The sequence below is a fragment of the Paracoccus contaminans genome (genome assembly GCF_002105555.1).
Taxonomy (GTDB): Bacteria; Pseudomonadota; Alphaproteobacteria; order Rhodobacterales; family Rhodobacteraceae; genus Paracoccus; species Paracoccus contaminans.
In genome coordinates this window covers 1,435,881-1,458,885 of sequence record NZ_CP020612.1, presented here as the reverse complement: position 1 = coordinate 1,458,885, position 23,005 = coordinate 1,435,881, and the positions used below count along the sequence as shown (strand labels likewise).

23 protein-coding genes are annotated in these 23,005 nt (G+C 68.4%); 15 read left to right on the top strand and 8 right to left on the bottom strand.

The window, feature by feature from the left end:
* Positions 1-88 precede the first annotated feature (88 nt).
* Positions 89-880, bottom strand: coding sequence for an oxepin-CoA hydrolase, alternative type (locus B0A89_RS06800; protein WP_085377497.1), 792 nt, complete (start codon positions 878-880; stop codon positions 89-91).
* 191 nt (positions 881-1,071) lie between these two features.
* Here B0A89_RS06800 and B0A89_RS06795 point away from each other — a divergent pair, with 191 nt between their 5' ends.
* On the top strand, positions 1,072-2,394 hold the full coding sequence (locus B0A89_RS06795) for a L,D-transpeptidase family protein (protein WP_085377496.1): 1,323 nt from the start codon (positions 1,072-1,074) through the stop codon (positions 2,392-2,394).
* 209 nt (positions 2,395-2,603) lie between these two features.
* Complete coding sequence (locus tag B0A89_RS06790) at positions 2,604-3,269, top strand: extensin-like domain-containing protein (RefSeq protein WP_240558669.1); 666 nt, start codon at positions 2,604-2,606, stop codon at positions 3,267-3,269.
* Between the two features lie 323 nt (positions 3,270-3,592).
* On the opposite strand, the gene B0A89_RS06785 is transcribed toward B0A89_RS06790, so the two are convergent.
* From B0A89_RS06785 to B0A89_RS06775, 3 genes are all read right to left on the bottom strand, one after another.
* Positions 3,593-4,462, bottom strand: coding sequence for a YsnF/AvaK domain-containing protein (locus tag B0A89_RS06785; protein WP_205949789.1), 870 nt, complete (start codon positions 4,460-4,462; stop codon positions 3,593-3,595).
* Positions 4,463-4,495: 33 nt separating this feature from the next.
* On the bottom strand, positions 4,496-4,963 hold the full coding sequence (locus B0A89_RS06780) for a YsnF/AvaK domain-containing protein (protein WP_085377494.1): 468 nt from the start codon (positions 4,961-4,963) through the stop codon (positions 4,496-4,498).
* Between the two features lie 104 nt (positions 4,964-5,067).
* Complete coding sequence (locus B0A89_RS06775; RefSeq protein ID WP_085378793.1) at positions 5,068-6,378, bottom strand: FliI/YscN family ATPase; 1,311 nt, start codon at positions 6,376-6,378, stop codon at positions 5,068-5,070.
* A gap of 109 nt (positions 6,379-6,487) precedes the next feature.
* Here B0A89_RS06775 and B0A89_RS06770 point away from each other — a divergent pair, with 109 nt between their 5' ends.
* From B0A89_RS06770 to B0A89_RS06730, 9 genes are read left to right on the top strand one after another with little or no spacing between them, the layout of a single operon-like run.
* The gene (locus B0A89_RS06770; RefSeq protein ID WP_085377493.1) at positions 6,488-6,877 is read left to right on the top strand and encodes a FlgB family protein; all 390 of its coding nucleotides are present in this window, start codon (positions 6,488-6,490) and stop codon (positions 6,875-6,877) included.
* An 11-nt stretch (positions 6,878-6,888) separates the two neighbouring features.
* Positions 6,889-7,278, top strand: a complete 390-nt coding sequence (flgC, locus tag B0A89_RS06765; RefSeq protein WP_085377492.1) for a flagellar basal body rod protein FlgC — start codon at positions 6,889-6,891, stop codon at positions 7,276-7,278.
* A 13-nt stretch (positions 7,279-7,291) separates the two neighbouring features.
* Complete coding sequence (gene fliE / locus B0A89_RS06760) at positions 7,292-7,609, top strand: flagellar hook-basal body complex protein FliE (RefSeq protein ID WP_085377491.1); 318 nt, start codon at positions 7,292-7,294, stop codon at positions 7,607-7,609.
* A 9-nt stretch (positions 7,610-7,618) separates the two neighbouring features.
* Complete coding sequence (locus B0A89_RS06755) at positions 7,619-7,885, top strand: flagellar biosynthetic protein FliQ (protein ID WP_085377490.1); 267 nt, start codon at positions 7,619-7,621, stop codon at positions 7,883-7,885.
* Between the two features lie 2 nt (positions 7,886-7,887).
* Positions 7,888-8,601: a flagellar hook-basal body complex protein gene (locus B0A89_RS06750; protein WP_085377489.1), complete on the top strand. Its 714-nt coding sequence runs from the start codon at positions 7,888-7,890 to the stop codon at positions 8,599-8,601.
* Between the two features lie 11 nt (positions 8,602-8,612).
* Positions 8,613-9,398: a flagellar basal-body rod protein FlgG gene (gene flgG / locus B0A89_RS06745; RefSeq protein WP_085377488.1), complete on the top strand. Its 786-nt coding sequence runs from the start codon at positions 8,613-8,615 to the stop codon at positions 9,396-9,398.
* Positions 9,398-9,811: a flagellar basal body P-ring formation chaperone FlgA gene (gene flgA / locus B0A89_RS06740; protein WP_085377487.1), complete on the top strand. Its 414-nt coding sequence runs from the start codon at positions 9,398-9,400 to the stop codon at positions 9,809-9,811. The genes flgG and flgA overlap by 1 nt, the downstream gene beginning before the upstream one ends.
* Before the next feature lie 11 nt (positions 9,812-9,822).
* Positions 9,823-10,563: a flagellar basal body L-ring protein FlgH gene (gene flgH, locus B0A89_RS06735; RefSeq protein ID WP_085377486.1), complete on the top strand. Its 741-nt coding sequence runs from the start codon at positions 9,823-9,825 to the stop codon at positions 10,561-10,563.
* Between the two features lie 9 nt (positions 10,564-10,572).
* Positions 10,573-11,160 carry a hypothetical protein gene (locus tag B0A89_RS06730; protein WP_240558668.1) on the top strand — a complete coding sequence of 196 codons (588 nt, stop codon included), beginning with the start codon at positions 10,573-10,575 and terminating at the stop codon, positions 11,158-11,160.
* A 698-nt stretch (positions 11,161-11,858) separates the two neighbouring features.
* On the opposite strand, the gene B0A89_RS06725 is transcribed toward B0A89_RS06730, so the two are convergent.
* Positions 11,859-13,019 (bottom strand): glycosyltransferase, encoded by a 1,161-nt coding sequence (locus B0A89_RS06725; RefSeq protein WP_085377485.1) that lies wholly within the window; start codon positions 13,017-13,019, stop codon positions 11,859-11,861.
* A 622-nt stretch (positions 13,020-13,641) separates the two neighbouring features.
* Entirely contained in the window at positions 13,642-16,344 is a 2,703-nt protein-coding gene (gene secA, locus B0A89_RS06720; RefSeq protein ID WP_085377484.1) for a preprotein translocase subunit SecA, read from the bottom strand.
* A gap of 199 nt (positions 16,345-16,543) precedes the next feature.
* Between secA and B0A89_RS06715 the strand changes: the two genes are divergently transcribed.
* From B0A89_RS06715 to B0A89_RS15320, 4 genes are all read left to right on the top strand, one after another.
* Positions 16,544-17,425: a peptidylprolyl isomerase gene (locus B0A89_RS06715; protein WP_085377483.1), complete on the top strand. Its 882-nt coding sequence runs from the start codon at positions 16,544-16,546 to the stop codon at positions 17,423-17,425.
* A gap of 2 nt (positions 17,426-17,427) precedes the next feature.
* On the top strand, positions 17,428-18,915 hold the full coding sequence (argJ, locus tag B0A89_RS06710) for a bifunctional glutamate N-acetyltransferase/amino-acid acetyltransferase ArgJ (RefSeq protein ID WP_085377482.1): 1,488 nt from the start codon (positions 17,428-17,430) through the stop codon (positions 18,913-18,915).
* Complete coding sequence (locus B0A89_RS06705; RefSeq protein WP_085377481.1) at positions 18,912-19,340, top strand: (deoxy)nucleoside triphosphate pyrophosphohydrolase; 429 nt, start codon at positions 18,912-18,914, stop codon at positions 19,338-19,340. The genes argJ and B0A89_RS06705 overlap by 4 nt, the downstream gene beginning before the upstream one ends.
* Before the next feature lie 139 nt (positions 19,341-19,479).
* Positions 19,480-19,608 (top strand): hypothetical protein, encoded by a 129-nt coding sequence (locus B0A89_RS15320; RefSeq protein WP_276207449.1) that lies wholly within the window; start codon positions 19,480-19,482, stop codon positions 19,606-19,608.
* A gap of 215 nt (positions 19,609-19,823) precedes the next feature.
* Here the strand turns inward: B0A89_RS15320 and infB are convergent, their stop codons facing one another.
* Both infB and B0A89_RS06695 read right to left on the bottom strand, forming a co-directional pair.
* Complete coding sequence (gene infB / locus B0A89_RS06700) at positions 19,824-22,364, bottom strand: translation initiation factor IF-2 (RefSeq protein WP_085377480.1); 2,541 nt, start codon at positions 22,362-22,364, stop codon at positions 19,824-19,826.
* Entirely contained in the window at positions 22,354-22,992 is a 639-nt protein-coding gene (locus B0A89_RS06695) for an RNA-binding protein (RefSeq protein WP_085377479.1), read from the bottom strand. The genes infB and B0A89_RS06695 overlap by 11 nt, the downstream gene beginning before the upstream one ends.
* Positions 22,993-23,005 lie beyond the last annotated feature (13 nt).

The following is a 23,005-nucleotide window of genomic DNA, read 5'->3' as shown; positions in this document are numbered from 1 at the left end:
TCCTTGCTTGCATGCAACGACCGAAATCGCGCGCGCCCGGCCGAAATACAAGAGCGGGATCGCCCCTGCCCGCCCCCATGGCGACCGCTCAGCGGCGGCGCAGCGCCGCAAAATCGGGGGCGCGCTTGGCGAGGAAGGCGGCAATCCCTTCGGCCGCCTCGGGCGCGGCCAGGGCGGCGGCCATGGGGGCGATCTCGGCGGCAAGCTGGCGATCCATCAGCAGCCGGCGCCCCCCGGCGATCAGCCGCTTGATGCTGGCCATGGCCTCGGCCGGACCGGCCGCAAGCCGGCGGGCCAGCGCCTCGGCGGCGTCCAGCGCCCCGCCGGGGGGCACGATCGCATTGATCGCGCCAAGCTGGTGCAGGCGGGATGCCGCCACCGGCTGCCCGCCAAGACACAGTTCGGCGGCCAGCGCGGGGGGCAGCGCGGCCAGCAGGCTGCCGGTCAGCCCCCCGTCGGGGACCAGCCCCGCATTGACATAGGATGCGGCAAAGCGCGCATCTTCGGCCGCGACGATCAGGTCGCAGGCAAAGGCCAGGGAAAAGCCCGCCCCCGCCGCGCCCCCTTCGACGGCGGCGATCACAGGGCGGGGACAATCCAGAACCGCACCGATCAGGGCGGCAAGATCCTCGATGCGGGCGCGGCGGTCCGCCTCGCTCATCCCCTGGGCGGCGATCAGCATGTTCAGATCCCCACCCGCCGAAAAGAACCCCTCGGCCCCGGTCAGCACCACGGCGCCGATGCGGGGCTCCTCCGCCGCCTGCGCCAGCGCCGCCCTCAGCCCGGCCTGGAACCCCGGGCTGAGCGCGTTGCGGCGGCCGGGGTTGACGTTCACGACGACAAGATGCGTCGCCTGGTCGATGATCGTGCAGGTTTCCATCGGGCCTCCGCCGGGTTTGCGCCAGATTGGCCGGCGCGCGGCACCGGATGCAAGGCAGCAGACGCAGCGCGCGCGGGTAGGGCGCGGGCGGCGATGCTGCGGTCAATCATTCTTGAATCGCCGGGACTTGGCAGCTGGCGCCGCGCCTGCGAGTGAGGCATCATCCCCTTTCCCTGCAGGAGCCGTCGTCCATGCCCCGCCCCGCGCCGCCGTCCCTTTCGCCTGTCCGCCTGCTGCGGTCCCGTCCGGCTGCGCTGGCGCTGTGCGCGGTGCTTGCCGCCGCCCCGGCGGGCGCGCAGGACAAGCGCGCCGACATAGCCCCCGCCGATATCGAGGCGGCGCAGTTCTCGGGCACGGGCGAGCTGCCGCCTGGCCAGTCGGCGCTGACCGCCAAGGTCCAGATCCTGCTGGACCGCTCGGCCGTGTCGCCGGGCGTCGTGGACGGCTTTCGCGGCGGGATGAGCGAAAGCGCCATCCGCGCCTTCGAGCGGATGCACGGCCTGCCGCAGGACGGCCATCTGGACCCGCAGGTCTGGGCCCTGCTGCAACAGTTCGCCAATGCGCCGCTGACCGCGACCTATACGGTCACGGCCGATGACGCCAGGGGGCTGGTGGACAGCATACCCACCGACTATGCCGAAAAGGCGGCCATGTCCTCGATGGGATATACCTCGATCGCCGAAAAGCTGGCCGAGCGGTTCCACATGGACGAGAAGTTCCTGCTCCAGCTGAACAAGGGCACCCGGATCGTCCCCGGCGCGACCATCAACGTCACCGTTCCGGCCAAGCCGATCAAGGCGCAGGTGGCGCGGATCGTGGTGGACAAGGCCTCGGGCCGGGTGGCGGCCTATGACGGCGCGGGGACCATGGTGGCGGACTATCCGGCAACGGTCGGATCGGCCGCCACCCCGTCCCCCCATGGCAGCCACCTGGTCGAGGCGGTCGCGCTGGATCCGACCTATACCTACAACCCCAGGATCAACTTCAAGCAGGGTGAAAACGACAAGGTGCTGACGATCCCGCCGGGACCGAATGCGCCGGTCGGCAATGTCTGGATCGACCTCAGCGAGCCGACCTACGGCATCCACGGCACCCCCACCCCCTCCAAGCTGTTCGTCAACGAAAGCCATGGCTGCGTGCGCCTGACCAACTGGGACGCGCGCGAACTGGCCGGCATGGTCCGTCCGGGGGTGACAATCGTGGATTTCCTTGCCCCCGGCGTGGCCATAGCCGATGTGACGCGCCCGGTGCCGCCGGCGGCGCTGCCCGATGCCGTAACGCCGGCTGTCCCGGCAGGCCCCCGCCCCGCGCCGCGCCGCCTGCCCGCAGGCATGCCCGTGCCCGTGCCGGCGGCGCCGGCTGATGCAGCACGGCAGGCCGGCGCGGCCCAGCCGGCGGCGGGGAACCCGGCGTCCGGCATGGCCGTGCCAGCCCTGCCCGCGCAGGCAGCTGCCCCGGCCCTTGCGCCCCCGCAGCCTGCGGCGAGCCTGCCGCCCCCGGCGGCAGCGAAGTGATGGGGGCCATGGCGGCCACGCTGGCCCTGGCCCTCGCGCTGAGCGCCAGCGCACAAGAGCCGCCCGCCCCATCGTCCGAGCGCGGCAGCGCCAGCGCGCATCGCCCGCCGCAAAGGCCCGCCGATGCACAAGCGACGCGCGAGCAGAAAGGATCGGCAGCGGCCGGGGGCAACAGCCCCCGCCCGGATCCTGGTCAGGCGGCGCCTTCCGTGCCCGTCCCTTCCGCTGCGCCCGCCGATGCCGGCGGCACGGCCGCGGGCGAACCCCCGCCCCCGCCGGGACCGCCGCTGCCCGAAACCCTGCGCGAAAGCGATTTCGACAACGCCGCCTGCCGGCTGGCCCTGTTCAGCTGGGGTGTCGAATACCGGGAAATTCCCCCGCTTGCCGACGATGATCAGCGTGACTGCGGTATCGCACGCCCGCTCGAGGTGACGCAGATCCTGCCCGGCATCGCGCTTGAGGGCGCCGCCCCCATGCGCTGCGACACGGCACGGTCACTGGCCCGCTGGATGCGCGAAATCGTGGTGCCCGCCGCCTCGCATCTGCCCGGCGCCCCGCGCGTCATCGCCCTGACACCCGGCAGCACCTATCAGTGCCGCGCAGTGGTGGGAAACGGGGACGGGAACAGGATATCGGAACACGCCCTGGGCAATGCCATCGACATTGCCGCCTTCACCTTTGACAATGGCACGCGGATCGAGATTGCGCCCGTTCAGGACCGGGGCGATCTGTCGGTCGCCTTCCAGAATGCGGTGCAGGGCGCGGCCTGCCTGTTCTTCACCACCGTGCTGGGGCCGGGCAGCAACGCCGCCCATGACGACCACCTGCATTTGGACATCAAGCAGCGCCGCGGCGGCTTTCGCCTGTGCCAATAGCCCTCAGGGGCGCATGGGGCCGGGCCAGAGGCGATGCGAATGCATGGCCATGATTCGTGAAGCAACGTGCGTTCCAGGGGCTTGCGTTCGGCTGGAGGCACGGCGACCGCTCGGCAGTTCCACTGGCAGGCAGGCATGGCTGCCCTTGGCAGAAGCCGGAAAAGCCGAAAGGTAGCGCAGCGCGCCAGACGCGCCCCTGCGCTGAAAGCGCCACCGGGGCGTCGCTAGGCCTGCGCCCTGCCATCAACGCAGCGCGCTGACTGCGACAGGAAAAAGGGGCAGCCCGCAAGGGCCGCCCCGATTTCATTCAGCTCTGACGGCGATCAGCGGTTGTTCAGGTCGGTGTCGCGGTCCGTGCGGATGGTGCCGGTGCGCTCGTCCTCGATCTCGACCTCGGTCTTGCGAACGGTGTCGCGGACCGTTTCGACATGGCTCTCCACGTCCTTGTTGAGGTTGATTTCCTCGACGACGCGGGCGTCCTTGGACACGACCGGGGTTTCCACGTATTCGCGCGCCTCGATGGTGCGCTCGCCGAATTCAGCGCCGGTCGCGGGACGGTCAACGGGACGGCGCTCGATGTTCACGCGCTCCGAACGCAGCTCGACCGACTGCTCGACCGGAATTTCGCGGACATAGGACCGCACGCGGACGCGGCCGGCCTCGGCCTCGCGCTTGGACACGAGCATGCGTTCCTCGACGACATCAATGGTGCCGTCATTGTTCAGATCGCCTTCCATCGTCGGAGCGGCGAGTGTGTCGCGGTCCATGGCGCGGGTCGCGGTTTCCGTCGCCGTCCGGTCATAGCCCGACCAGCCTTCGCTGCGCCATTCCGCCTCGCGCTGGTCCAGGTCGACGGCGCCTTCGTCGTCGAGAATGTCCAGAGCGGTTGCATACTGGCTGTCGGACAGGTTCGACACGGTGACCAGATAACCCCCGCGGCTCAGCCCTTCGGCATAAGCATAGCGGTCTTCTTCGGGAAAGAAGAAATCGCCGATCGATTCAAAGAAGCCCTTGTCGGCGTCACGGTTGTCGCGGGGCACGCTGCCATAGCCCGGGTTCTCGCCGCCGGTCAGAACGGCATCGGCAATGCCGGCAGCCGACAGGGCGGCAACGGCGCGGTCAGCCTCGGCGCGGGTGTCGAACATCGCCGACAGGGTGCGGAAGGTTCCGGTGTTCATGGTTTCCATGGCCATCTTGCTTGGTCCTTTCAAAAAAGTCTGGTCTGATCAAAGGTCGGGATCGTTCGGTCCGGTATGTGCCAGCCCGAGGTCGGCGGAGCCGGGTTCCAACTGCTCGACCACGGCATGCTGGCGGCGCAGGGTCACCGGGACGCTGACCATTTCGGTCAGGCGTGTCCGGCGAATGTGGATTTCCTCGGTCAGGAACAGCTTGGTCACGATGACCGCGCGTTCCTCGACCACGGGAAGAATCAGAAAGTCGCCCTCCTCGCGCGGTTCGGGCATGGCGTCGATTTCCCGGCCGACAGAATGACGGGTGACCTCGACGCGCTGCGAGGACAGTTCGACATCATGCGGTTCCTCGACCTCGTCGGTCGTAACCGTGACCCGGACACCGCCCGTTTCACGACGGGCGACCGATACATGCGCGAACTCCTCGACAACGGGGATGACTTGTGATTGTTCGGAAACAAGATTCTCTTGAGCGGTGATCTCGCGCTCCGTCGTCGTGGTCATCAGGGCATCCTCGTCACAGGTCGCCGGCCGTCTGGCGCGATCTGTGCATAAACATGCAAGGCCGCAAAAGGTTCCGGGCAGGGTGCGTTTCAGCGCCGTTCTGTCTATCTGGCCGCGCGCCGGGCCCCGCCCGCCAGGGCATCGGCAAGCAGGTTGAAGCTGTCCGCCGCCGTGGGCGCCGTCCGCGCGGCAAAGCCGTCCAGTGCGGGCCAAAGCTGCACCGCCTCGTCCAGCCGCGGATCGGACCCGGCGGCATACAGCCCTGCCTTGATCATCAGTTCGGATTCCGCATAAAGCCCCAGCGCCGCGCGCGCCCGGCCGATCATCGCGTTTTCCGCCGCCGTGGCGGCATGGGGCAATGACCGGGATACCGAACGCAGGACATCGACCGCAGGAAAGCGCCCGCGCTCGGCGATGGCGCGGTCTAGCACCACATGCCCGTCCAGCACCCCGCGCAGGATGTCGGCGACCGGCTCCTCCATGTCCGATCCGGCAACCAGCACGCTGAAGATCGCCGTAATGTCGCCCGCGCCCTCAGGGCCGGGACCAGACCGTTCGGCGAGCGCCATGATCATCTGCGAGGTCGAGGGGGGAAAGCCGCGATAGCTGGGCGATTCGCCCGAGGCGAGCGCGATTTCCCGGTGTGCCTCGGCAAAGCGGGTGATCGAATCGGCCAGGAACAGCACGTGCCGGCCGGCATCGCGGAAATGTTCGGCCACCGCCATCGCGGCCCAGGCACAGCGCCGCCGCATCAGGGGCGACTGGTCCGAGGTCGCCGCCACCACGACCGCGCGCGCCATTCCCTGCGGCCCCAGGGTTGATTCGACGAATTCACGCAGCTCCCGCCCCCGCTCGCCGATCATGGCGATGACGACGACATCCGCCGTCACACCCCGCGCCAGGGCCGACAGCAGGGTCGATTTCCCCACCCCTGAGCCGGCGAAAAGCCCGATCCGCTGGCCGCGCACGATCGGCAGCAGCGTGTCGAACACCGCAAGGCCCGTATCGAGCCGCTCGCCCAGGCGCCGGCGCGAGGCCGCGGGGGGCGCGGGCGCGCGGTAGCGCCGTTCGGCATGGCCCGAGGGCAGCGGGCGGCCGTCCAGCGGCTTGCCCAGCGGGTCGATGATCCGCCCGATCCAGCCGTCGCAGGGCGCAAGCGTGGGGCGGAACAGCAGTTCCACGGCCGAGCCGATGGACAGCCCGTCGGCGGGGCCTTCGGTCAGCACCTGCGCCGAATCGGCCGTCAGCCCGATGATCTCGCCCGCCAGCGCCCCCTGAAGGAAACCGACCCGGTCCCCGACCGAGGCCGCGTGGACCAGCCCCCCCACCTCGACCACGCCGGCCCGGATCGCCAGCACGCGCCCGAAATGCCGGCCGATGCGCAGGCTGCGGATGCGTGCGGCAATCGATTCGATCCTGTCCAAACCCGTTCCTCGCTGGTCCTGCGCAAAATCGCCGCGGCGAAACGGTTTTTAAACCTGTCGGGGTTAAGCCCCGGTTTATCGGAACCGGAAGGAGACGCCCTTGTTCGGACAGATCGACAGCATGCGGATGGCACGAGAGCTTGGCGCCCACGCCGCGCTGCGCCAGCGCGTCATTGCCGCCAATGTCGCCAATGCGGATACGCCCGGATACCGGGCGCAGGATCTGCGCGGCTTTGCGCAAACCTATCGCGACAGCCCCGCCATCGGGCTGCGGACCACGCGGCCTGATCATGTATCGGCCGGCGACTGGGGCAGCGCGCAGGGCGCGCGAATCGATGCGGGGGGCGAGCCGGCGCCGAACGGCAACACCGTCTCGATCGAGGATGAACTTGTCCGCGCCGCCGAGGCGCGGCGCGAATTCGACCTGTCCTTGTCCGTGTTCCAATCGGGAATGATCATGCTGCGGACCGCCATCGGGCGGCGCGGCTGAAGGGAAACGCCATGCCGGATCTCACCTCCACCCAGATTTCCGCCTCGGCCCTGCGGGCGCAGGGTGTGCGCCTGCGTCACATCGCGGAAAACATCGCCAATGCCGACACGCCCGGCTATCGCCGCAAGCTGGTCAGCTTTGAGCCCGAGCGCGATTTTGGCCGCAATACGGGCGCGGTGGCGGCAAGCCGGACGCTGCATGACCGGCGCGAGCTGCCCGAGGTCTATGACCCGGGCAACCCGATGGCGGGCGAGGACGGCTACTATCTGGGCTCGAATGTCGATCTCGTGGTCGAGGTCGCTGACGCGCGCGAGGCGAGCCGCAGCTATGAGGCCAATCTGAAGATGTTCGAACAGGCGCGGGCCATGTCGTCCTCGCTGCTCGATCTCATCCGCCGCTGAAAGGATTGCCTGCATGATCTCGCTTACCGCCGCCGCCCTGCAATCGGGCACACGCGTCGCCTCGGCCTATGCCGAGGCCCGGGCGGCCGCCGCGCCCGCAGCTGCGCCCGCCGCCCCCGGCGCCGGAACCGGCCTGGGCGCCGCCGCCCGCGAATTCGAACGCGTCATGGATGCCGCCGACAGCGCCGCGACAGGCGCGATGCAGGGCAAGGCCGATACCGAGCTGCTCGTCCAGTCCATCGCCGAGGCGCAGATGGCGATGGAAACCGCCGTCGCGATCCGCGACCGCGTGGTCGAGGCCTATCAGGAAATCCTGCGGATGCCGGTGTGAGGCGCGCCGATGGATGAGAACCTGATCTTCGACCTGACCCGGCAGGCACTGTGGATCGCGGTGCGCATGGCCGCGCCGCTGCTGGCGGTGGCCCTGGTCACGGGCATCGTCATCGGCCTGTTCCAGGCCCTCACCTCGGTGCAGGAGATGACGCTGACCTTCGTGCCCAAGGTCGGCCTGATGATCGCGGTGTTCTGGGTCACGATGAGCTTCATGACCGCCACCCTGGCCGGGTTCTTTTCCGACCAGATCCTGCCGCTGATCGCGGGAGGCTAGGGATGGACAACGCGATCTATGCCGCCCTGACCCGGCAATCGGGTCTGATGCGCGAGATGCGCACCGTTGCCAACAACATGGCCAACAGCGCCACCACCGGCTTTCGGCGCGAGGGGGTGGTCTTTTCCGAACACATGACCTCGCTCGGCCAGGGGACCGAGACCCTGTCGATGGCGAATGCGCGGGGCCGCGAGGTGGACCTGACACCCGGCAGCCTGACAACGACCGGCGGACGCTTTGACCTGGCGCTGGAGCGCGATGGCTTCTTCATGGTCCAGACGCCGCAGGGCAACCGCCTGACGCGCGCCGGCGCCTTCATGCTCTCGGCCGAGGGCGAGCTGGTGAACGCCGATGGCCACCGCGTCCTCGACGACGGCGAGGCGCCCATCGCCCTGCCGCCGGGCACACGCAGCATCGGCGTGGGCACCGACGGGACGATCTCGGCCGATGGCCAGCCGGTCGGCCGCGTGGGGGTGTTTGACCAGCCCGACCGGTCCAGGCTGACGCATGAGGGCGGGACGCTGTTCTCGGCCGAAGGCGCGGCCCCGGTGCAGGATGCCGTTGTGCGGCAGGGTTTTCTTGAAGAATCCAACGTCAATCCGGTGCTGGAAATCGCCCGCATGATCGAGGTGCAGCGCGCCTATGAACTGGGCCAGTCCTTTCTTGATGGCGAGGATCAGCGCATCCGCTCGGCCATCACCGCCACAACCCGCTGACAGGTGCCGAAATGAGAGCATTGCAGATCGCCGCAACGGGCATGGCCGCCCAGCAGACGCGGGTCGAGGTGATTTCACAGAACCTCGCGAACATGTCCACAACCGGCTATAACGCCCGCCGGGCGGAATTCGCGGATCTCGCCTATCAGCAGGTGACGCGCCCCGGCACCATCGCCGCCGCCGACGGAACCATGGTTCCCGCGGGTGTCCAGATGGGCCTGGGGGTGCGCCCGACCGCGGTGTCGATCACGCTGGCCCAGGGCACGCTCAGCGCCACGAACGGCGATCTGGACCTGGCGATCGACGGATACGGCTATCTCGAGGTGACGCTGCCCTCGGGAAGCTCGGCCTATACCCGCGACGGCGGGCTGAAACGGTCGGCCGAGGGGCAGATCGTGACCTCGGACGGCTATCCAGTCGTGCCCGGCATCACCATCCCGCCCGAGGCGCGCAGCGTCTCGATCAGCGCCTCGGGTGAGGTGAACGCCTATTTCGACGGACAGGTCGAGCCACAGAACCTGGGCCAGATCACGCTGGCCAGCTTTGTCAACGAAAAGGGCCTTGAGGCGACCGGCTCGAACCTGTTCCTCGAAACGCCGGCCTCGGGCGCTCCGATGGTGGGCACGCCGGGCGAGCAGGGGCTGGGCACGCTGCGGCAGGGTTATCTCGAGGAAAGCGCGGTCGATCCGGTGCGCGAGATATCGGAACTGATCAAGGCGCAGCGGGGATACGAGCTGAACTCCAAGGTCATCACCGCCGTGGACCAGATGCTCGGCGCAACGGTGCAGGTGCGCTGATGCATTGGCTCGTCCTGATCCTGGCGCTGCTGCCGCTGTCCGTCGCCGCGGACGAGATCACGGCCGCGCAAACCCTGCCCGCCGGCACCGTGCTGACCGAGGCTGACCTGATCGTCCGCACCAGCGCCGAGGCTGGCCTGACGCCGGCCGACGCCGTGGGCAGGCAACTGCGCATCGCCGTCTATGAAGGCCGGCCCATCACTCGCAGCCAACTGGCCGCCCCGACCCTCGTGGCCCGCAACCAGCTGGTCACGCTTGCCTACGAACACGCCGCCCTGCGGATCGAGACCGAAGGCCGCGCGCTTGGCGCGGGCGGGGAAGGCGACGTGATCCGCGTCATGAACCTGAGCTCGCGGGCGACGCTGACCGCCCGCATCAACGCCGACGGCTCTGTATCCGTCGCCCAGCGCTGAAGGATTCGCGCATGAAGACCACTGCCCGCCACCGCGCCGCACTGACCTGCTGCGCCCTGCTGACCGCTACCGCCTGCGGGCGCGTGTCCGAAGCGACCCGCGTGCCCGCGATGAGCGAGCCGCACGCGACCCGCGAGTTCCAGGCGATGGCCGAGCCCGTGGTCGAGGTGCCCGGCCGCGTGCGCCCCGACAGCGTCGCCTCGCTATGGACGGGCGAGCAGATGTCTCTGGTCAGCGACCGGCGCGCCCGGCAGCGCGGCGACATCCTGACCGTCGTGATCGAGATCGACGACAAGGCCGAGATCCAGAACAGCTCGGGCCGCTCGCGCAGCGCCTCGGACAGCGTGGGCATCCCGCAGATGATCGGGATTCCCCAGCGCGCCGACGAGGTGATGCCCAAGGGGGCGAGCTTTGCCGATCTGGCATCGGCCAAGGGCGCCTCGACCTACAAGGGGTCGGGCAACATCTCGCGGCGCGACAAGGTCACGCTGCGCGTTGCGGCGACGGTCATCGACAAGCTGCCCAACGGCGTTCTGCATATCGAGGGCAGCCAGCAGGTGCGCGTCAATTACGAGGTGCGCGACCTGACCATCAGCGGCTTCGTGCGGCCCGCAGACATCAGCCGCGAAAACGAGGTTTCCTATGACCGTGTTGCGGGTGCCCGGATCAGCTATGGGGGCCATGGGCAGATCAGCGACGTGCAGCAGCCGCGCTATGGCCAGCAGCTTGCCGATATCGTGCTTCCATACTGAGGACGGGCCATGATCCGCAAACTCGTTCCGGCTTTTCTGGCTCTGGCGGCCTTTCTGGGCGGGGCCGCGGCCGGCGACATGCTGAAGGCGCCGGGGCCTGCCTCCGCCGAGGGCCAGGACAAGGCCGCTGAGCATTCGGCAGACCAGGCCGATGCGCCGGGCGCGGGGGCCGCCCCTGCAGAGGCGGCTGCCCCTGCGGCCCACGCGCCGGCCGCCCCACCGGCCGCCGAAAGCGCCGGCCATGGCGGCGGCGGCCATGGCGCAAGCGCCGGCAGCAGCCCGGCATGGTTCAAGTTTCCCCAGCAATTCTTCGTTCCGATCCTGCATGATGGCCAGCTTGACAGCACGATGATCCTGTCGCTCTCGCTCGAGATGCCCGAGGGCGACAGGGAAACGGTCAACGCGCATGAGCTGAAGCTGCGCGACGGGCTGCTGCGGCAGCTGCTGATCCGTGCGAATACCGGCGGCTTCGACGGCAATTTCACCGCCGAGCCGCAGTTGCGCGCATTGCGGGCAGAGCTGCTGGCCACCGCGCAAGGCATCGTTCCCGCCATCACCGGCATCCTGATAGAGGACATTGCCCGGCAGGAACGATAGAGCGCCCCGCATTGCCGCCCTGCCGAAACAGGGATGTCAAACCGGCTGCTTTGCCCTCACCTTCAGCGACAAGACAGGCCCTCTCTTGCCCAAGGCGGCTTCCGCCGGGGTGTGGGTAAAGGACAAGGGTGCGGATACCCGAGAAGGAAACAGGCAAAGCGGCAGCGCCAGCGGCACCGGCAGCGGCAGCGGCTAAGAAGCCAAAAACACGGATGGAAAGGCAAGAATGGCCGGATCCTGGCGCCATGACCATGCGCCAGGGGCAAGCGCCGTCGCCAAGCTTGTTTCGCGCCGGTGCGCACCGCACACCGGCAGAACCGCCGGTGGCTGCGGCGCAGGGCGCAGGTGCTTTTTGGGGGTGCCGCATGGCGATCAAGAACGGTCCCGGCGGAGGATGGCGCATCGGAGCCGTCCTGAGGGACTTTGCCCGCGACGGGCTGCCAGGACGGTAGGCGGGGCGCCTGGCAGAAACGGGAAAGGACCGGGGCTTTTGTGCAGGGGTGATCTGTTTCGTGTTTGCTGACACGCGCAAGGACGATGACGGTTTCACCGCGTTTGTGCACAGGCGCTTCTATCCCGGCCAGCATCCTTAGGATCGGTGGGGCAGCAGGATCGTCCCCTCGTCATGCAGCACAACCGCCATCGCATGGGCGGAACAAGGGGGACGTTGCTGCCGTGCCGGCGGCCATCTGCTGTCATCATTGGGGCGGCGGCCTGATTGCCCCTGAGGATGAGCCATGATGGTCTGGCCCGAGCCGCGGCGCAGCCGGCAGGATGAAAGCCGATCCCTTTGCTGCACAATCCGGTGGTGGCGGTCGGCGGAATGGCATGGCCCTCTTGCCGCAACGATCAGCCTCTTGGGCAAAGGCACGGGCTTTCAGGCGCGCTGCAAGGCGCCTCGCGCCCCTATCTCGCCCCCGCCCCGCCCCTAAGGCGTCCGGCGGCCGCAGCGGCCAGCAGCGCCGCCGTTCCCATGCGGGTCTGGCGATAAAGGCCGAGGCGCATGAACTCGGCCGCCATGCTCGCCCCCCCATCCCCAGCGCGGCGCCAAAGCGGCGCAGCAGCGCCCGGTTTTCCCCGGTCAGCAGCTCCGCAGCGCCGGACAGCGCATGGGCATTGGCCCGCAGCCATCCGCCGTAATCGCCCCGCCCCAGCCCCTGCAGCCGGGCCAGCATGGCGCGGGCCGTGTCGTTCCGGCCCATCACGTTGCCCGGATGCTGGCGATAAAGCACCGTCTGCGCGGGATCGCGGATGACCTGCCCGCCCGCCCCGGCGATCATCTGATAGCTCCACCAGTCATGCGAGATGACCGAGGCGGCCGCGGCCGCAGGGGCGCCGGCGGCAAGCAGCGCCGCCCCTTGCGGGTTCACCAGCATGGTATTGCCGGGGGTGCATGCCTGCACCAGGGCATTGCGAAAGGACGGTGCCCTGCGATACAGCGGCGCCGGGCAAAGCGGGCGCAGCGTCTGGTCGCAGATCGTGGTCCGCGTGACATGCAGGGCGGGGCCGTCCAGCCCCCCCAGCGCCCGGACCCCGCGCGACAGGCGGTCGGACAGCCAGACATCATCCTGATCGCAGAAGGCAAACCCCTCGCCCGGCTGCACGGCGCCAATCAGCGACAGGAAATTGCGCGTGGCACCGGCCCGCGGCCCGTCGATCAGGCTGATGTCGCGTCCGGGGTGTTCAAGCGCGAAGCGGGTGACCGCCTCGGCTGTGCCGTCAGTGGATCCGTCGTCCGAAACGACCAGCCGCCAATGCCGATACTCCTGCCCGGCCAGGCTGGCCAGCTGGGCCGCGATGAAGGGCGCGCCATTGCGCGCGGCAAGCAGGATGGCGATCCGAATGGGGCTGGGGGGCATGGGAAAAGCATAGGGCCACTGGCCCGCCCTGACCAGTGCCGTGCCGCCCTGACCGATGCCGTGCCGGGAGGAAGGCAAGGCCTTGCCCGGAAACCAAGGGCCACCCCGGCCAGGCGGCCTGTGGTGCCGCACAGGCCGGGCCCGGCTTGACCGGCCGATCAGGCGCCCTTGCGACCGGCCTCTGACCGCCGAGGCTTGCGCCCGCCCTTCGGGGACAAAGGCGAGCGGAACATCCGCCGCGCATGCGCTGTCCCGCAGGGGCGATGCGGACACCCGGTCCGGCTTCGTGTTTCAAGACCCAAAGGCGAAACAGCCGGTGGCCGTTCAAGCAGCCGCCCCCCCCGCGCCGGAAATGGCCGCCGGTCAGCCCTGCGGCGGTGCTGCCTGCCGGCCCGCGGCCACCCGCAAGGCGCGGCCTCTCGCACCGGCAGGGGCAGGCGGCCGCGCCGCCTCGATCACAAGGCGGCGCCCTGCGGGAAAAGCCGGCCCTCCTGCCGATGCGATCTGTGCCCAGCGGGCATGGGTCGCAATGGGCTGCCACGGCCCGCCCATCCGCGCCGCTGCACGGCCCGGCCTGTCCGCGCCGCTGCGCGAGCCGGGCACCCGCCGTGGCGGGGCGATCTCAGACCAGCCGGCCGTGGCAGTTCTTGAACCGCTCGCCCGACCCGCAAGGGCAGGGATCGTTGCGCGAGGGATCGCCCCAGGTCGCCGGGTCCGATTCGTCAAAGCCGGGGGCGGCGGCGGTGACCGCGCCGCCTTCGGCCTCGACATGCTCTGCCTCGATCGGGGGCTGGGCCGCCAGCTGTGCCTGATACTGGCGCAGCATCTCCTCGCGCTCGGCATCGGTCAGCGGGCGGATGCGGGCAAGGTTCTGCGTCACCTCGCCGCGCAGCCCGTCCAGCAGGTTCTCGAACAGCTGGAAGCTCTCGGTCTTGTATTCCGCCAGCGGGTCGCGCTGCGCATAGCCGCGAAAGCCGACGACCGAGCGCAGATGTTCCAGCGTGACCAGATGTTCGCGCCACTTGCCATCGATCTGCTGCAGGATCACCTGCTTTTCGATCTGTGCCATCTGCTCGCGGCCGAACTGCTCGGCCTTCTGCTCCATATAGCCGTCGGTCGCCTCGCGGATGCGTTCGGCGATGATGTCGCGGTCCACCCCATCCTCGGCCGCCCAGTCGGCGATCGGCAGGTCCATGTTCAGCCGCTCGATGACGGCGGCATGCAGCCCGGCGCTGTCCCACTGTTCGGCATAGGCCTTTTCGGGCAGGAACTGGTCGATCAGATCGTCGATGACCTGATGGCGCATATCGGCGGCTATGTCGCCGACATCCTCGGATTCCATGATCTCGCGGCGCTGCGAAAAGATCGCCTTGCGCTGGTCGTTCATCACGTCGTCGAATTTCAGCAGCTGCTTGCGGATGTCGAAGTTGCGCCCCTCGACCTTGGCCTGGGCGCGTTCCAGCGAACGGTTCACCCAAGGGTGAACGATCGCCTCGCCCTCTTTCATGCCCAGGCGCGAGAGCACCGCGTCCAGCCGCTCGGACCCGAAGATGCGCATCAGGTCATCCTCGAGCGACAGGAAGAACAACGAGCGCCCCGGATCGCCCTGGCGGCCAGACCGGCCGCGCAGCTGGTTGTCGATCCGCCGGCTTTCATGGCGTTCGGTGGCCAGCACGAACAACCCGCCCGCATCCAGCACCGTCTGCTTGTCGGCGGCATGTTCCGCCTCGATCCGGGCGCGCAGCTCGTCGGGGTTGGCTTCGGGGTTTGCGGCCAGGGCCTGCATCACCTTCATCTCGACATTGCCGCCCAGCTGGATGTCGGTGCCGCGGCCGGCCATGTTGGTGGCGATGGTCACGGCGCCGGGCTTGCCCGCCTCGGCGACGATATAGGCCTCCTGCTCGTGCTGGCGGGCGTTCAGGACGTTATGGGGGATGCCCTCGGCAGCAAGCATGCCCGACAGCATTTCCGATTTCTCGATCGAGGTCGTCCCCACCAGCAGCGGCTGGCCCTTGGCATGCGCTTCCCTGATGGCCTCGATAACGGCGGCATATTTCTCGGCCGCGGTGCGATAGACGCGGTCGTGTTCGTCAAGGCGCTGGATGGGCCTGTTTGTCGGCACCTCGACCACGCCCAGCTTGTAGATCTCAAAGAATTCCTCGGCCTCGGTCGCCGCGGTGCCGGTCATGCCGCCCAGCTTGTCGTAAAGGCGGAAATAGTTCTGGAAGGTCACGCTGGCGAGCGTCACGTTCTCGGGCTGGATCTCGACCCCTTCCTTGGCCTCGATCGCCTGGTGCAGCCCGTCCGACAGGCGGCGGCCGGCCATCATGCGGCCGGTGAATTCGTCGATCAGCACCACCTCGCCGTCCTTGACGACATAGTTCTGGTCGCGCCGGAACAGCTTGTGCGCGCGCAGGGCCTGGTTGGCGTGGTGGACGATGGTGGTCGATTCGGGATCATAGAGGGTCTGCCCCTCAGGCAGGATGCCGGCGGCGTGAAGCCGCCGCTCCATGAACTCGTTACCGTCCTCGGTGAAGGTGGCGTTGCGGGTCTTCTCGTCCAGCTTGTAATGCGCCTCGGTCAGTTCAGGCACGATCGCGTCCAGCAGCTTGTAAAGGTCGCTGCGGTCCTGGCTTGGCCCCGAGATGATCAGCGGCGTGCGCGCCTCGTCGATCAGGATCGAATCAACCTCGTCCACGATGGCGAAGAAATGCCCGCGTTGGGTCATTTCCTCGATGCTGCCCTTCATGTTGTCGCGCAGATAGTCAAAGCCCAGCTCGTTGTTCGTGGCATAGGTCACGTCGGCGCGATAGGCGTCGCGCTTTTCCTGATCGGGCTGGAAGGGGTAGACAACGCCCGTGGTCATCCCCAGCTGGGCGAACACCTTGCCCATCCATTCGGCGTCACGCTTGGCCAGATAGTCGTTGACGGTGACGACATGGACGCCCTTGCCGGCCAGCGCGTTCAGATAGGCGGGGAAGGTGGCAACCAGCGTCTTGCCCTCGCCCGTCTTCATTTCGGCGATGTTGCCCTGGTGGAGGAAGATGCCGCCCATCAGCTGCGTGTCGAAGGCGCGCAGGCCCAGCGCCCGGCGCGCGCCCTCGCGGCAGTTGGCGAAGGCCTCGGGCAGCAGCGCATCAAGGCTTTCGCCCGACTGCGCGCGGCCCTGCAGCTCGCGCGTCTTGCCGATCAGGTCGGCGTCGGACATCGCCTGGAACTGCGGCTCGAGCGCGTTGATGCGCGCCACCAGCGGGCGGACGGATTTCACCTTGCGATCATTGGGGGTGCCAAAGATCGATCTTGCCAGATTGCCGATGCCGAGCATGTCGTCCTGTCTGGTTGAGCGCAGGGGCATCCGCCCACTTGCCCCCACCAGCGGCCTTGCCCTATCACGAGGCCTGAAAACCGGCAGCAGGGCGCGCATTTTCGGTTGCGCCGGATGTAGGCCCCGCCCGACCCACTGTCAACGCTCGCCCCCCGGCGCTGTCGGGGCATCTGGCGCCATCCGAAAGGACACCCCTCCGATGTTCAGACCCACCCTGGCGCTGGCCGCCGCCCTGACGGCGGCCTTGCCGGCGCTGGCCCAGACCCCTGCGCCCGCCCCCGCCCCTGCGCCCGCCCCCGCGACCGGGGCGCCGCGCGCCGACACGGTGGTGGCAAGCGTCAATGGCGAGGCGATCACCCTTGGCCAGATGATCGCCGCCAAGGAAGGGATGCACGAGGGCGCGGCAGCCCTGCCCGCCAGCGCGCTGTGGGATCTGATGCTGGACCAGATGATCAGCCAGACGGCCGTGGCGCAGGTTCAGGCGCAATCCCCGACCCAGCGCGACAAGGCGATGCTGGAGCTGGATCGCCGGTCCTACCTGTCGGGCGCCGCGCTGGAACGGATCGCCGCGGCCGAGCCGGGCGAGGCCGAACTGCATGCCGCCTATGACGCCGTCTTTGGCGCCGAAAAGGCCGCCAAGGTCGAATACAGCGCCTCGCACATCCTCGTGAACACCGAGGAGGAAGCCAAGGCGATCGAAAGCGAACTGGCCAAGGGCGCCGATTTCGCCAAGCTGGCCGAGGAGAAATCCACCGACAACAGCAGCGCGAACAAGGGCGATCTGGGCTGGTTCACGCCCGACATGATGGTCAAGCCCTTTGCCGATGCCGTAGTCGCGCTCAAGAAGGGCGAGGTTTCCGCCCCCGTCCAGTCGCAGTTCGGCTGGCATGTCATCCGGCTGAACGATACCCGCACCCAGGTCGCCCCGGCCTTCGAGACGATCCGCGATCAGCTGGCCATGCAGGTCCGCCGCCAGCGGGTCGAGGCCGAGATCAGAAAGCAGGTCGCTGCCGCCAAGGTCGAAAAGACGCCCGGCATCGACCCTGCGGTCATCAACAAGACAGAACTGCTGGACAAGTGATCATGGCCAAGTCCGACAAGAAAGCCGCTGACAAGGCCGACAAGGCCGCCCGGAAAGCCGCCAAGGCTGACAAGCGGGACGGAAAAGCCGCCAAGGTGGAAAAGCAGGACGGCAAAGCCGCCAAGGCGAAAAAGGCGGCGCCTGAATCCCTCAAGGCCGAAAAGGCGGCGGCGAAATCCGTCAACGCGGAAAAAGGCGGCAAGGCCGGCAAGAAAGCGGCCAAGGCGGACCAGAAGGCAGCGAAAAAGCCCCTTCCCGTCTCGCCCTTGGCCCCTGCCGCCTTCCCCGAGCTGCCCGTGATCGAAGGCGTGGCCTTCGCGGCAGGGGCGGCGGGGATCAAGTATCAGGGCCGCACCGATGTCATGCTGGTGCATCTGGCGCCAGGCACCAGCATCGCGGGCGCGTTCACCCGTTCGTCCACCCGCGCCGCCTGCGTGCTGGATTGCCAGGACAAGCTGCGGGGCACCCAGGACACCGCGGGCGGGGCAGCGATCATCGTCAATTCGGGCAATGCCAACGCCTTTACCGGGGCCGAAGGCCAGCGCAGCGTCGATGCCGTGACGGGCGCGGTCGCCCAGGCCCTGGGGGTGCCGACGCGGCGGGTATTTTCCTCCTCCACCGGCGTGATCGGAGAGCCGCTGCCCGCCGGCAGGATCGTCGGCATCGTCGATGAGCTGAGCGCCGGGCTGGATGCAGGCGGCATAGCCGCGGCAGCCCGCGCGATCATGACCACCGACACCTTCCCCAAGGGCGCCTCGGCCGAAATCGAGGCGGACGGCGGGGCCATCCGCATCGCCGGCATCGCCAAGGGCTCGGGGATGATCGCGCCCGACATGGCGACGATGCTGGTTTATCTGTTCACCGATGCCGCGATCGAACCGGCGCTGCTGCAGCGTATCCTGTCCGCGCAGATGGACGAAACCTTCAACGCCATCACGGTGGACAGCGACACCTCGACCTCGGACGCGCTGATCCTTGCGGCGACGGGCCGCTCGGCGGCTGCGCCGATCACCGATCTGCGCTCGCGCACCGGCCGGGCCTTTGCAGCGGCGCTGCGGGGCGTGATGCTGGACCTGGCCCAGCAGGTCGTCCGCGACGGCGAGGGCGCGACCAAACTCGTCGAGGTTCAGGTGACGGGCGCTGCCAGCACGGCCGATGCGCACCGTGTCGCCATGGCCATCGCCAACAGCCCGCTGGTCAAGACCGCCATCGCCGGCGAGGACGCCAATTGGGGCCGCGTCGTGGCCGCGGTGGGAAAGTCGGGCGCCCAGGCCGACCGGGACCGGCTGTCGATCCGCTTTGGCGACATGATCGTGGCCCAGGACGGCTGGCGTGCGCCCGGCTATGACGAGGCTGCTGCCAGCGCCTATATGAAGCGCGACAGCCTGGTTCTTGCCGTGGATCTCGGGATCGGGCGCGGCGCGCGGACGGTGTGGACCTGCGATCTGACGCATGGCTACATCGACATCAACGCCGATTATCGTTCGTGACCGGGAACGCCGCGACCCGAAAGGGCAGGCGCCTGCTGCTGGTTGCGGCGGTGGCGCTGATCGACGGCGAAGGGCGGGTGCTGCTGGCGCAGCGCCCGCCCGGCAAGCCCCTGGCGGGCCTGTGGGAGTTTCCGGGCGGCAAGGTCGAGGCGGGCGAGACGCCCGAAGCGGCCCTGATCCGCGAGCTGGGCGAAGAACTTGGCATCGAAACCTGGGACAGCTGCCTTGCGCCGCTGACCTTTGCCAGCCATGCCTATGCCGATTTTCACCTGCTGATGCCCCTGTTCGCCTGCCGCCGCTGGCAGGGGATCGTGCAGCCGCGCGAGGGGCAGGCATTGGCCTGGGTCCGGGCGGCCGAACTGTCGCGCTATCCGATGCCGCCGGCTGACCTGCCGCTTGTCCCGATCCTGCGCGACTGGCTTTGAGCCGGCCAGGATGTGGCGCATTTGTGTCATTTATGCCATTTAAGCGGGCATTAGGGGGATTTCCTTAACCCCTGGGTAGTTTTTCCCCTTTAATGATCATGTGGCCGCAAGATGCGGGCCACAACGAGGGGAGGAACAGATGATTCGCACGATCACGGTAGGCAGCTGCATTTCCGTCCAAGGGATGTTTGAACGCGATATGGGCAACGGCCAGATCGCCGTCCGTGTCGGGGAACAGACCTATATCGGCAAGGCTGTCAGCCGCTGACCCGATCAGGGGGGCGGTGCCTCAACCGCCGCTGCAAAAGGCAGGCCCGACCGCGCATCCGCCCTTGCGGCGCGGCCGGGCCGCCGCCGAACCGTGCCGCGCGATGACAGACGCCGCTCAGCAACCCAGCCCATCCGCAGGACCGCTGTGCCAGCGCAGAAAAACGGCGCGTTCCGAAAGAAACGCGCCGCCATCCAGCCTCTGATCCAGGTGGATCAGAGCCGCCGTTCGACCTCTTCGCGTTCGAAGATCTCGATGACATCGCCCTTGCGGATATCGTCGTAATTCTCGAACGCCATGCCGCATTCCTGCCCCGACTGCACTTCGCGGACCTCGTCCTTGAAGCGCTTGAGCGTCTTGAGCGTGCCTTCGTGGATCACCACGTTGTCGCGCAGCAGGCGCACCCCGGCAGAGCGGCGCGCCACGCCCTCGGTGACAAGGCAGCCAGCCACGTTGCCCACCCCGGTGACGCGGAAGACTTCCCTGATCTCGGCATAGCCGATGAAGTTCTCGCGCACCTCGGCCTTGAGCATCCCCGAGGCCGCTGCCTTGATGTCATCCACCAGGTCGTAGATGATCGAGTAGTAGCGGATCTCGACGCCCTTCTGCGCGGCGGAACCGCGCGCCGGCGCATTGGCGCGGACGTTGAAGCCGATGACCGGCGCGCCCGACGCCTCGGCCAGGCCGATGTCGGATTCGGTGATCGCGCCGACGCCGGAATGCAGCACGCGCACCCGCACCTCGTCGTTGCCGACCTTTTCCAGCGCCTGAACGATCGCCTCGGCCGAACCCTGCACGTCGGCCTTTACCACCACCGGCAGTTCGGCGACATTCTCGTCAGCCTTGGCCTTGGCCATCAGTTCCTGCAGCGTGGTCGCCGCGCCGGCAGCCGCGCGTTTGTCCTTGGCCGCCTGGATGCGGTAATCAGCGATCTCGCGGGCCTGCGCCTCGGTCTCGACGACGTTCAGCACGTCGCCCGCCTCGGGCGTGCCCGACAGGCCCAGCACCTCGACCGGAACGGACGGACCTGCCTCGGCGATCCGCTCGCCGCGGTCGTCGATCAGGGCGCGCACCTTGCCCCACTGTTCGCCGACGACAAAGATGTCGCCCTGCTTCAGCGTGCCGTGCTGGACCAGAACGGTCGCCACCGGGCCGCGGCCCACGTCCAGCTTGGCCTCGATCACGGCGCCTTGGGCCGCGCGCTGAGGGTTGGCCCTGAGTTCGAGGATCTCGGCCTGAAGGGCAATCGCCTCGAGCAGCGCGTCAAGGCCCTGGCCGGTCTGGGCGGAAACCTCGACATCCTGCACGTCGCCCGACATCGCCTCGACGACGACCTCGTGCTGCAGCAGATCGGTGCGCACTTTCTGGGGGTTGGCGGTCGGCTTGTCGATCTTGTTGATCGCCACGATCATCGGCACGTTGGCGGCCTTGGCGTGGTTGATCGCCTCGATCGTCTGCGGCATGACCGCGTCATCGGCAGCGACGACCAGCACGACAATATCGGTGACATTCGCGCCCCGCGCCCGCATCGAGGTGAAGGCGGCGTGGCCCGGCGTGTCGAGGAAGGTCAGCACCGCCCCGGCATCCGTCGTCACCTGATAGGCGCCGATATGCTGGGTGATGCCGCCCGCCTCTCCCGACACGACATTCGCATGGCGGATCTTGTCCAGCAGCGAGGTCTTGCCATGATCGACATGGCCCATGATGGTGATGATGGGCGGGCGCGGCTGCAGATCCTCGGCCCTGTCCTCGACCGTGTCGATGACCTGCTCGACATCCGCATCGGACACGCGCACCGCCTTGTGGCCGAATTCCTCGATCACCAGTTCGGCGGTATCGGCGTCGATGGTCTGGTTGGCGGTAACCATCATGCCCATCCGCATCAGCGACTTGATGACATCCGTCACCCGTTCGGCCATGCGGTTGGCCAGTTCGCTGACAACGATGGTTTCGGGCAGCTGCACATCGCGCACCTGCTTTTCAGCGCGCGCCGACTGGCCCATCGCCTTGGCGCGGGCTTTTTCCTGCTTGCGCTTCATCGCGGCAAGGCTGCGTACGCGCCCGCCTTCACCCGACAGCGCCTGGGTGACGGACAGGCGGCCCGTGCGGCGGTTCTCGTCCGCCTTGGCCTTGGCCTTGGCATCGCTGTCCCCGCCCGTGTCGCGGCGGTCGCGGTCAGTGCGGCGGGGGCCGGTGGCAACGCCCGGCTTTTCGGCACGCGCGGCGGCGGCCTCGGCCGCGGCACGGTCGGCAGGCGCGGTGCGTTCGGCAGGCTTGGCGGTAACCTCGGCCTTTTTCTGGGCGCGCAGCTCGGCCTCGCGGGCGCGGCGGGCATCCTCTTCGGCCTTGGCCTTCAGCGCCTCTTCGCGCTCGCGTTCCTCGCGTTCCTTGGCTTCGATCTCGGCGCGGCGACGGTCGCGCTCTTCCTCGCGGGCCTTTTCCTCGGCGGCGCGGCGGGCATTATCCTCGGCCTCGCGGGCCTTGGCGGCGGCAAGCGCCTTGAGCCGGCGCTCCATCTCGGCTTCGGTGATCCCGGCCGGACGCTTGGAGGGGTCCGAGGCAACGGCCGCGGGCGAATTGGGACGCGGCACGGCGCCGCCGGGCGCAGCGCCCGGCTTGGGCACCACGACGCGCTTGCGCTTGGTCTCGACCACCACGTTATGCGTGCGCCCGTGGCTGAAGCTCTGCTTCACCTGTCCCGGCCGACCCGCGCCGCCGCCCAGACCCAGGGGTTTCTTTCCGTCTTTATCGCTCATCCGTTCCCGCATCCCTTTCGGCAGCCGAACTGCCACCGTGCCCGCGCAGACCATCCAGTCTGCTGGCGTCCCTGATTACCTTGTCGGTCAGGCCCCCCGGCGCGAGCGCGCTGTGTATGACATGATCGCGCCCGAAAGCCAAACCGATTTCGGACGCCGTCAGGCATCCGAACCAGCGCCCGCCCGGCGGCGTCCACAGCTTGCCCTTGCCCCGGTCCGATCCGTCGCTGGCCTGCAGCAGCACCCTGGCCTTGCCGTCGGCCAGCCAGCCCTTGACCTTCTCGAACCCCGCGACGGCATCGCCGGCCTTGCGGGCAAGTGACAGCAGATCGACCACCCGCCGGGCCAGGCCCGCCTCGATGCCGTCGATCAGGCCCTCGTCGGCCCTGACATGGGCCTTTGCCCCGCGCGAGAAAAGGCCCTTGAGGACCGCTTTTTCAAGAATTGCGCGATCGGCCGTGACCCAGAAGCCGCGGCCCGGCAGTTTTTCGGCCAGATCGGGCACGACCAGGCCATCGGGCGCTGCGACAAAGCGGATCAGGCCGCCCTTGGGCTGAACCTCGCCCGTGACGAGACAGCGCCGTTCCGGCGGTGCCTCGCGGTCCTTTTCACGACCTCCACGCGTCAAGAAGGGTCCGGGG

Excerpts from the sequence above, each read along its gene's own strand:
- flgA (WP_085377487.1), top strand. The coding sequence starts at position 9,398 with ATGCATTGGCTCGTCCTGATCCTGGCGCTGCTGCCGCTGTCCGTCGCC.
- B0A89_RS06715 (WP_085377483.1), top strand. The coding sequence starts at position 16,544 with ATGTTCAGACCCACCCTGGCGCTGGCCGCCGCCCTGACGGCGGCCTTG.
- secA (WP_085377484.1), bottom strand. The coding sequence starts at position 16,344 with ATGCTCGGCATCGGCAATCTGGCAAGATCGATCTTTGGCACCCCCAAT.
- B0A89_RS06725 (WP_085377485.1), bottom strand. The coding sequence starts at position 13,019 with ATGCCCCCCAGCCCCATTCGGATCGCCATCCTGCTTGCCGCGCGCAAT.
- infB (WP_085377480.1), bottom strand. The coding sequence starts at position 22,364 with ATGAGCGATAAAGACGGAAAGAAACCCCTGGGTCTGGGCGGCGGCGCG.
- B0A89_RS06755 (WP_085377490.1), top strand. The coding sequence starts at position 7,619 with ATGGATGAGAACCTGATCTTCGACCTGACCCGGCAGGCACTGTGGATC.
- B0A89_RS06800 (WP_085377497.1), bottom strand. The coding sequence starts at position 880 with ATGGAAACCTGCACGATCATCGACCAGGCGACGCATCTTGTCGTCGTG.
- argJ (WP_085377482.1), top strand. The coding sequence starts at position 17,428 with ATGGCCAAGTCCGACAAGAAAGCCGCTGACAAGGCCGACAAGGCCGCC.
- flgH (WP_085377486.1), top strand. The coding sequence starts at position 9,823 with ATGAAGACCACTGCCCGCCACCGCGCCGCACTGACCTGCTGCGCCCTG.
- flgG (WP_085377488.1), top strand. The coding sequence starts at position 8,613 with ATGAGAGCATTGCAGATCGCCGCAACGGGCATGGCCGCCCAGCAGACG.
- B0A89_RS06750 (WP_085377489.1), top strand. The coding sequence starts at position 7,888 with ATGGACAACGCGATCTATGCCGCCCTGACCCGGCAATCGGGTCTGATG.
- B0A89_RS15320 (WP_276207449.1), top strand. The coding sequence starts at position 19,480 with ATGATTCGCACGATCACGGTAGGCAGCTGCATTTCCGTCCAAGGGATG.
- B0A89_RS06785 (WP_205949789.1), bottom strand. The coding sequence starts at position 4,462 with ATGGCCATGGAAACCATGAACACCGGAACCTTCCGCACCCTGTCGGCG.
- B0A89_RS06780 (WP_085377494.1), bottom strand. The coding sequence starts at position 4,963 with ATGACCACGACGACGGAGCGCGAGATCACCGCTCAAGAGAATCTTGTT.
- flgC (WP_085377492.1), top strand. The coding sequence starts at position 6,889 with ATGCCGGATCTCACCTCCACCCAGATTTCCGCCTCGGCCCTGCGGGCG.
- fliE (WP_085377491.1), top strand. The coding sequence starts at position 7,292 with ATGATCTCGCTTACCGCCGCCGCCCTGCAATCGGGCACACGCGTCGCC.
- B0A89_RS06795 (WP_085377496.1), top strand. The coding sequence starts at position 1,072 with ATGCCCCGCCCCGCGCCGCCGTCCCTTTCGCCTGTCCGCCTGCTGCGG.
- B0A89_RS06730 (WP_240558668.1), top strand. The coding sequence starts at position 10,573 with ATGATCCGCAAACTCGTTCCGGCTTTTCTGGCTCTGGCGGCCTTTCTG.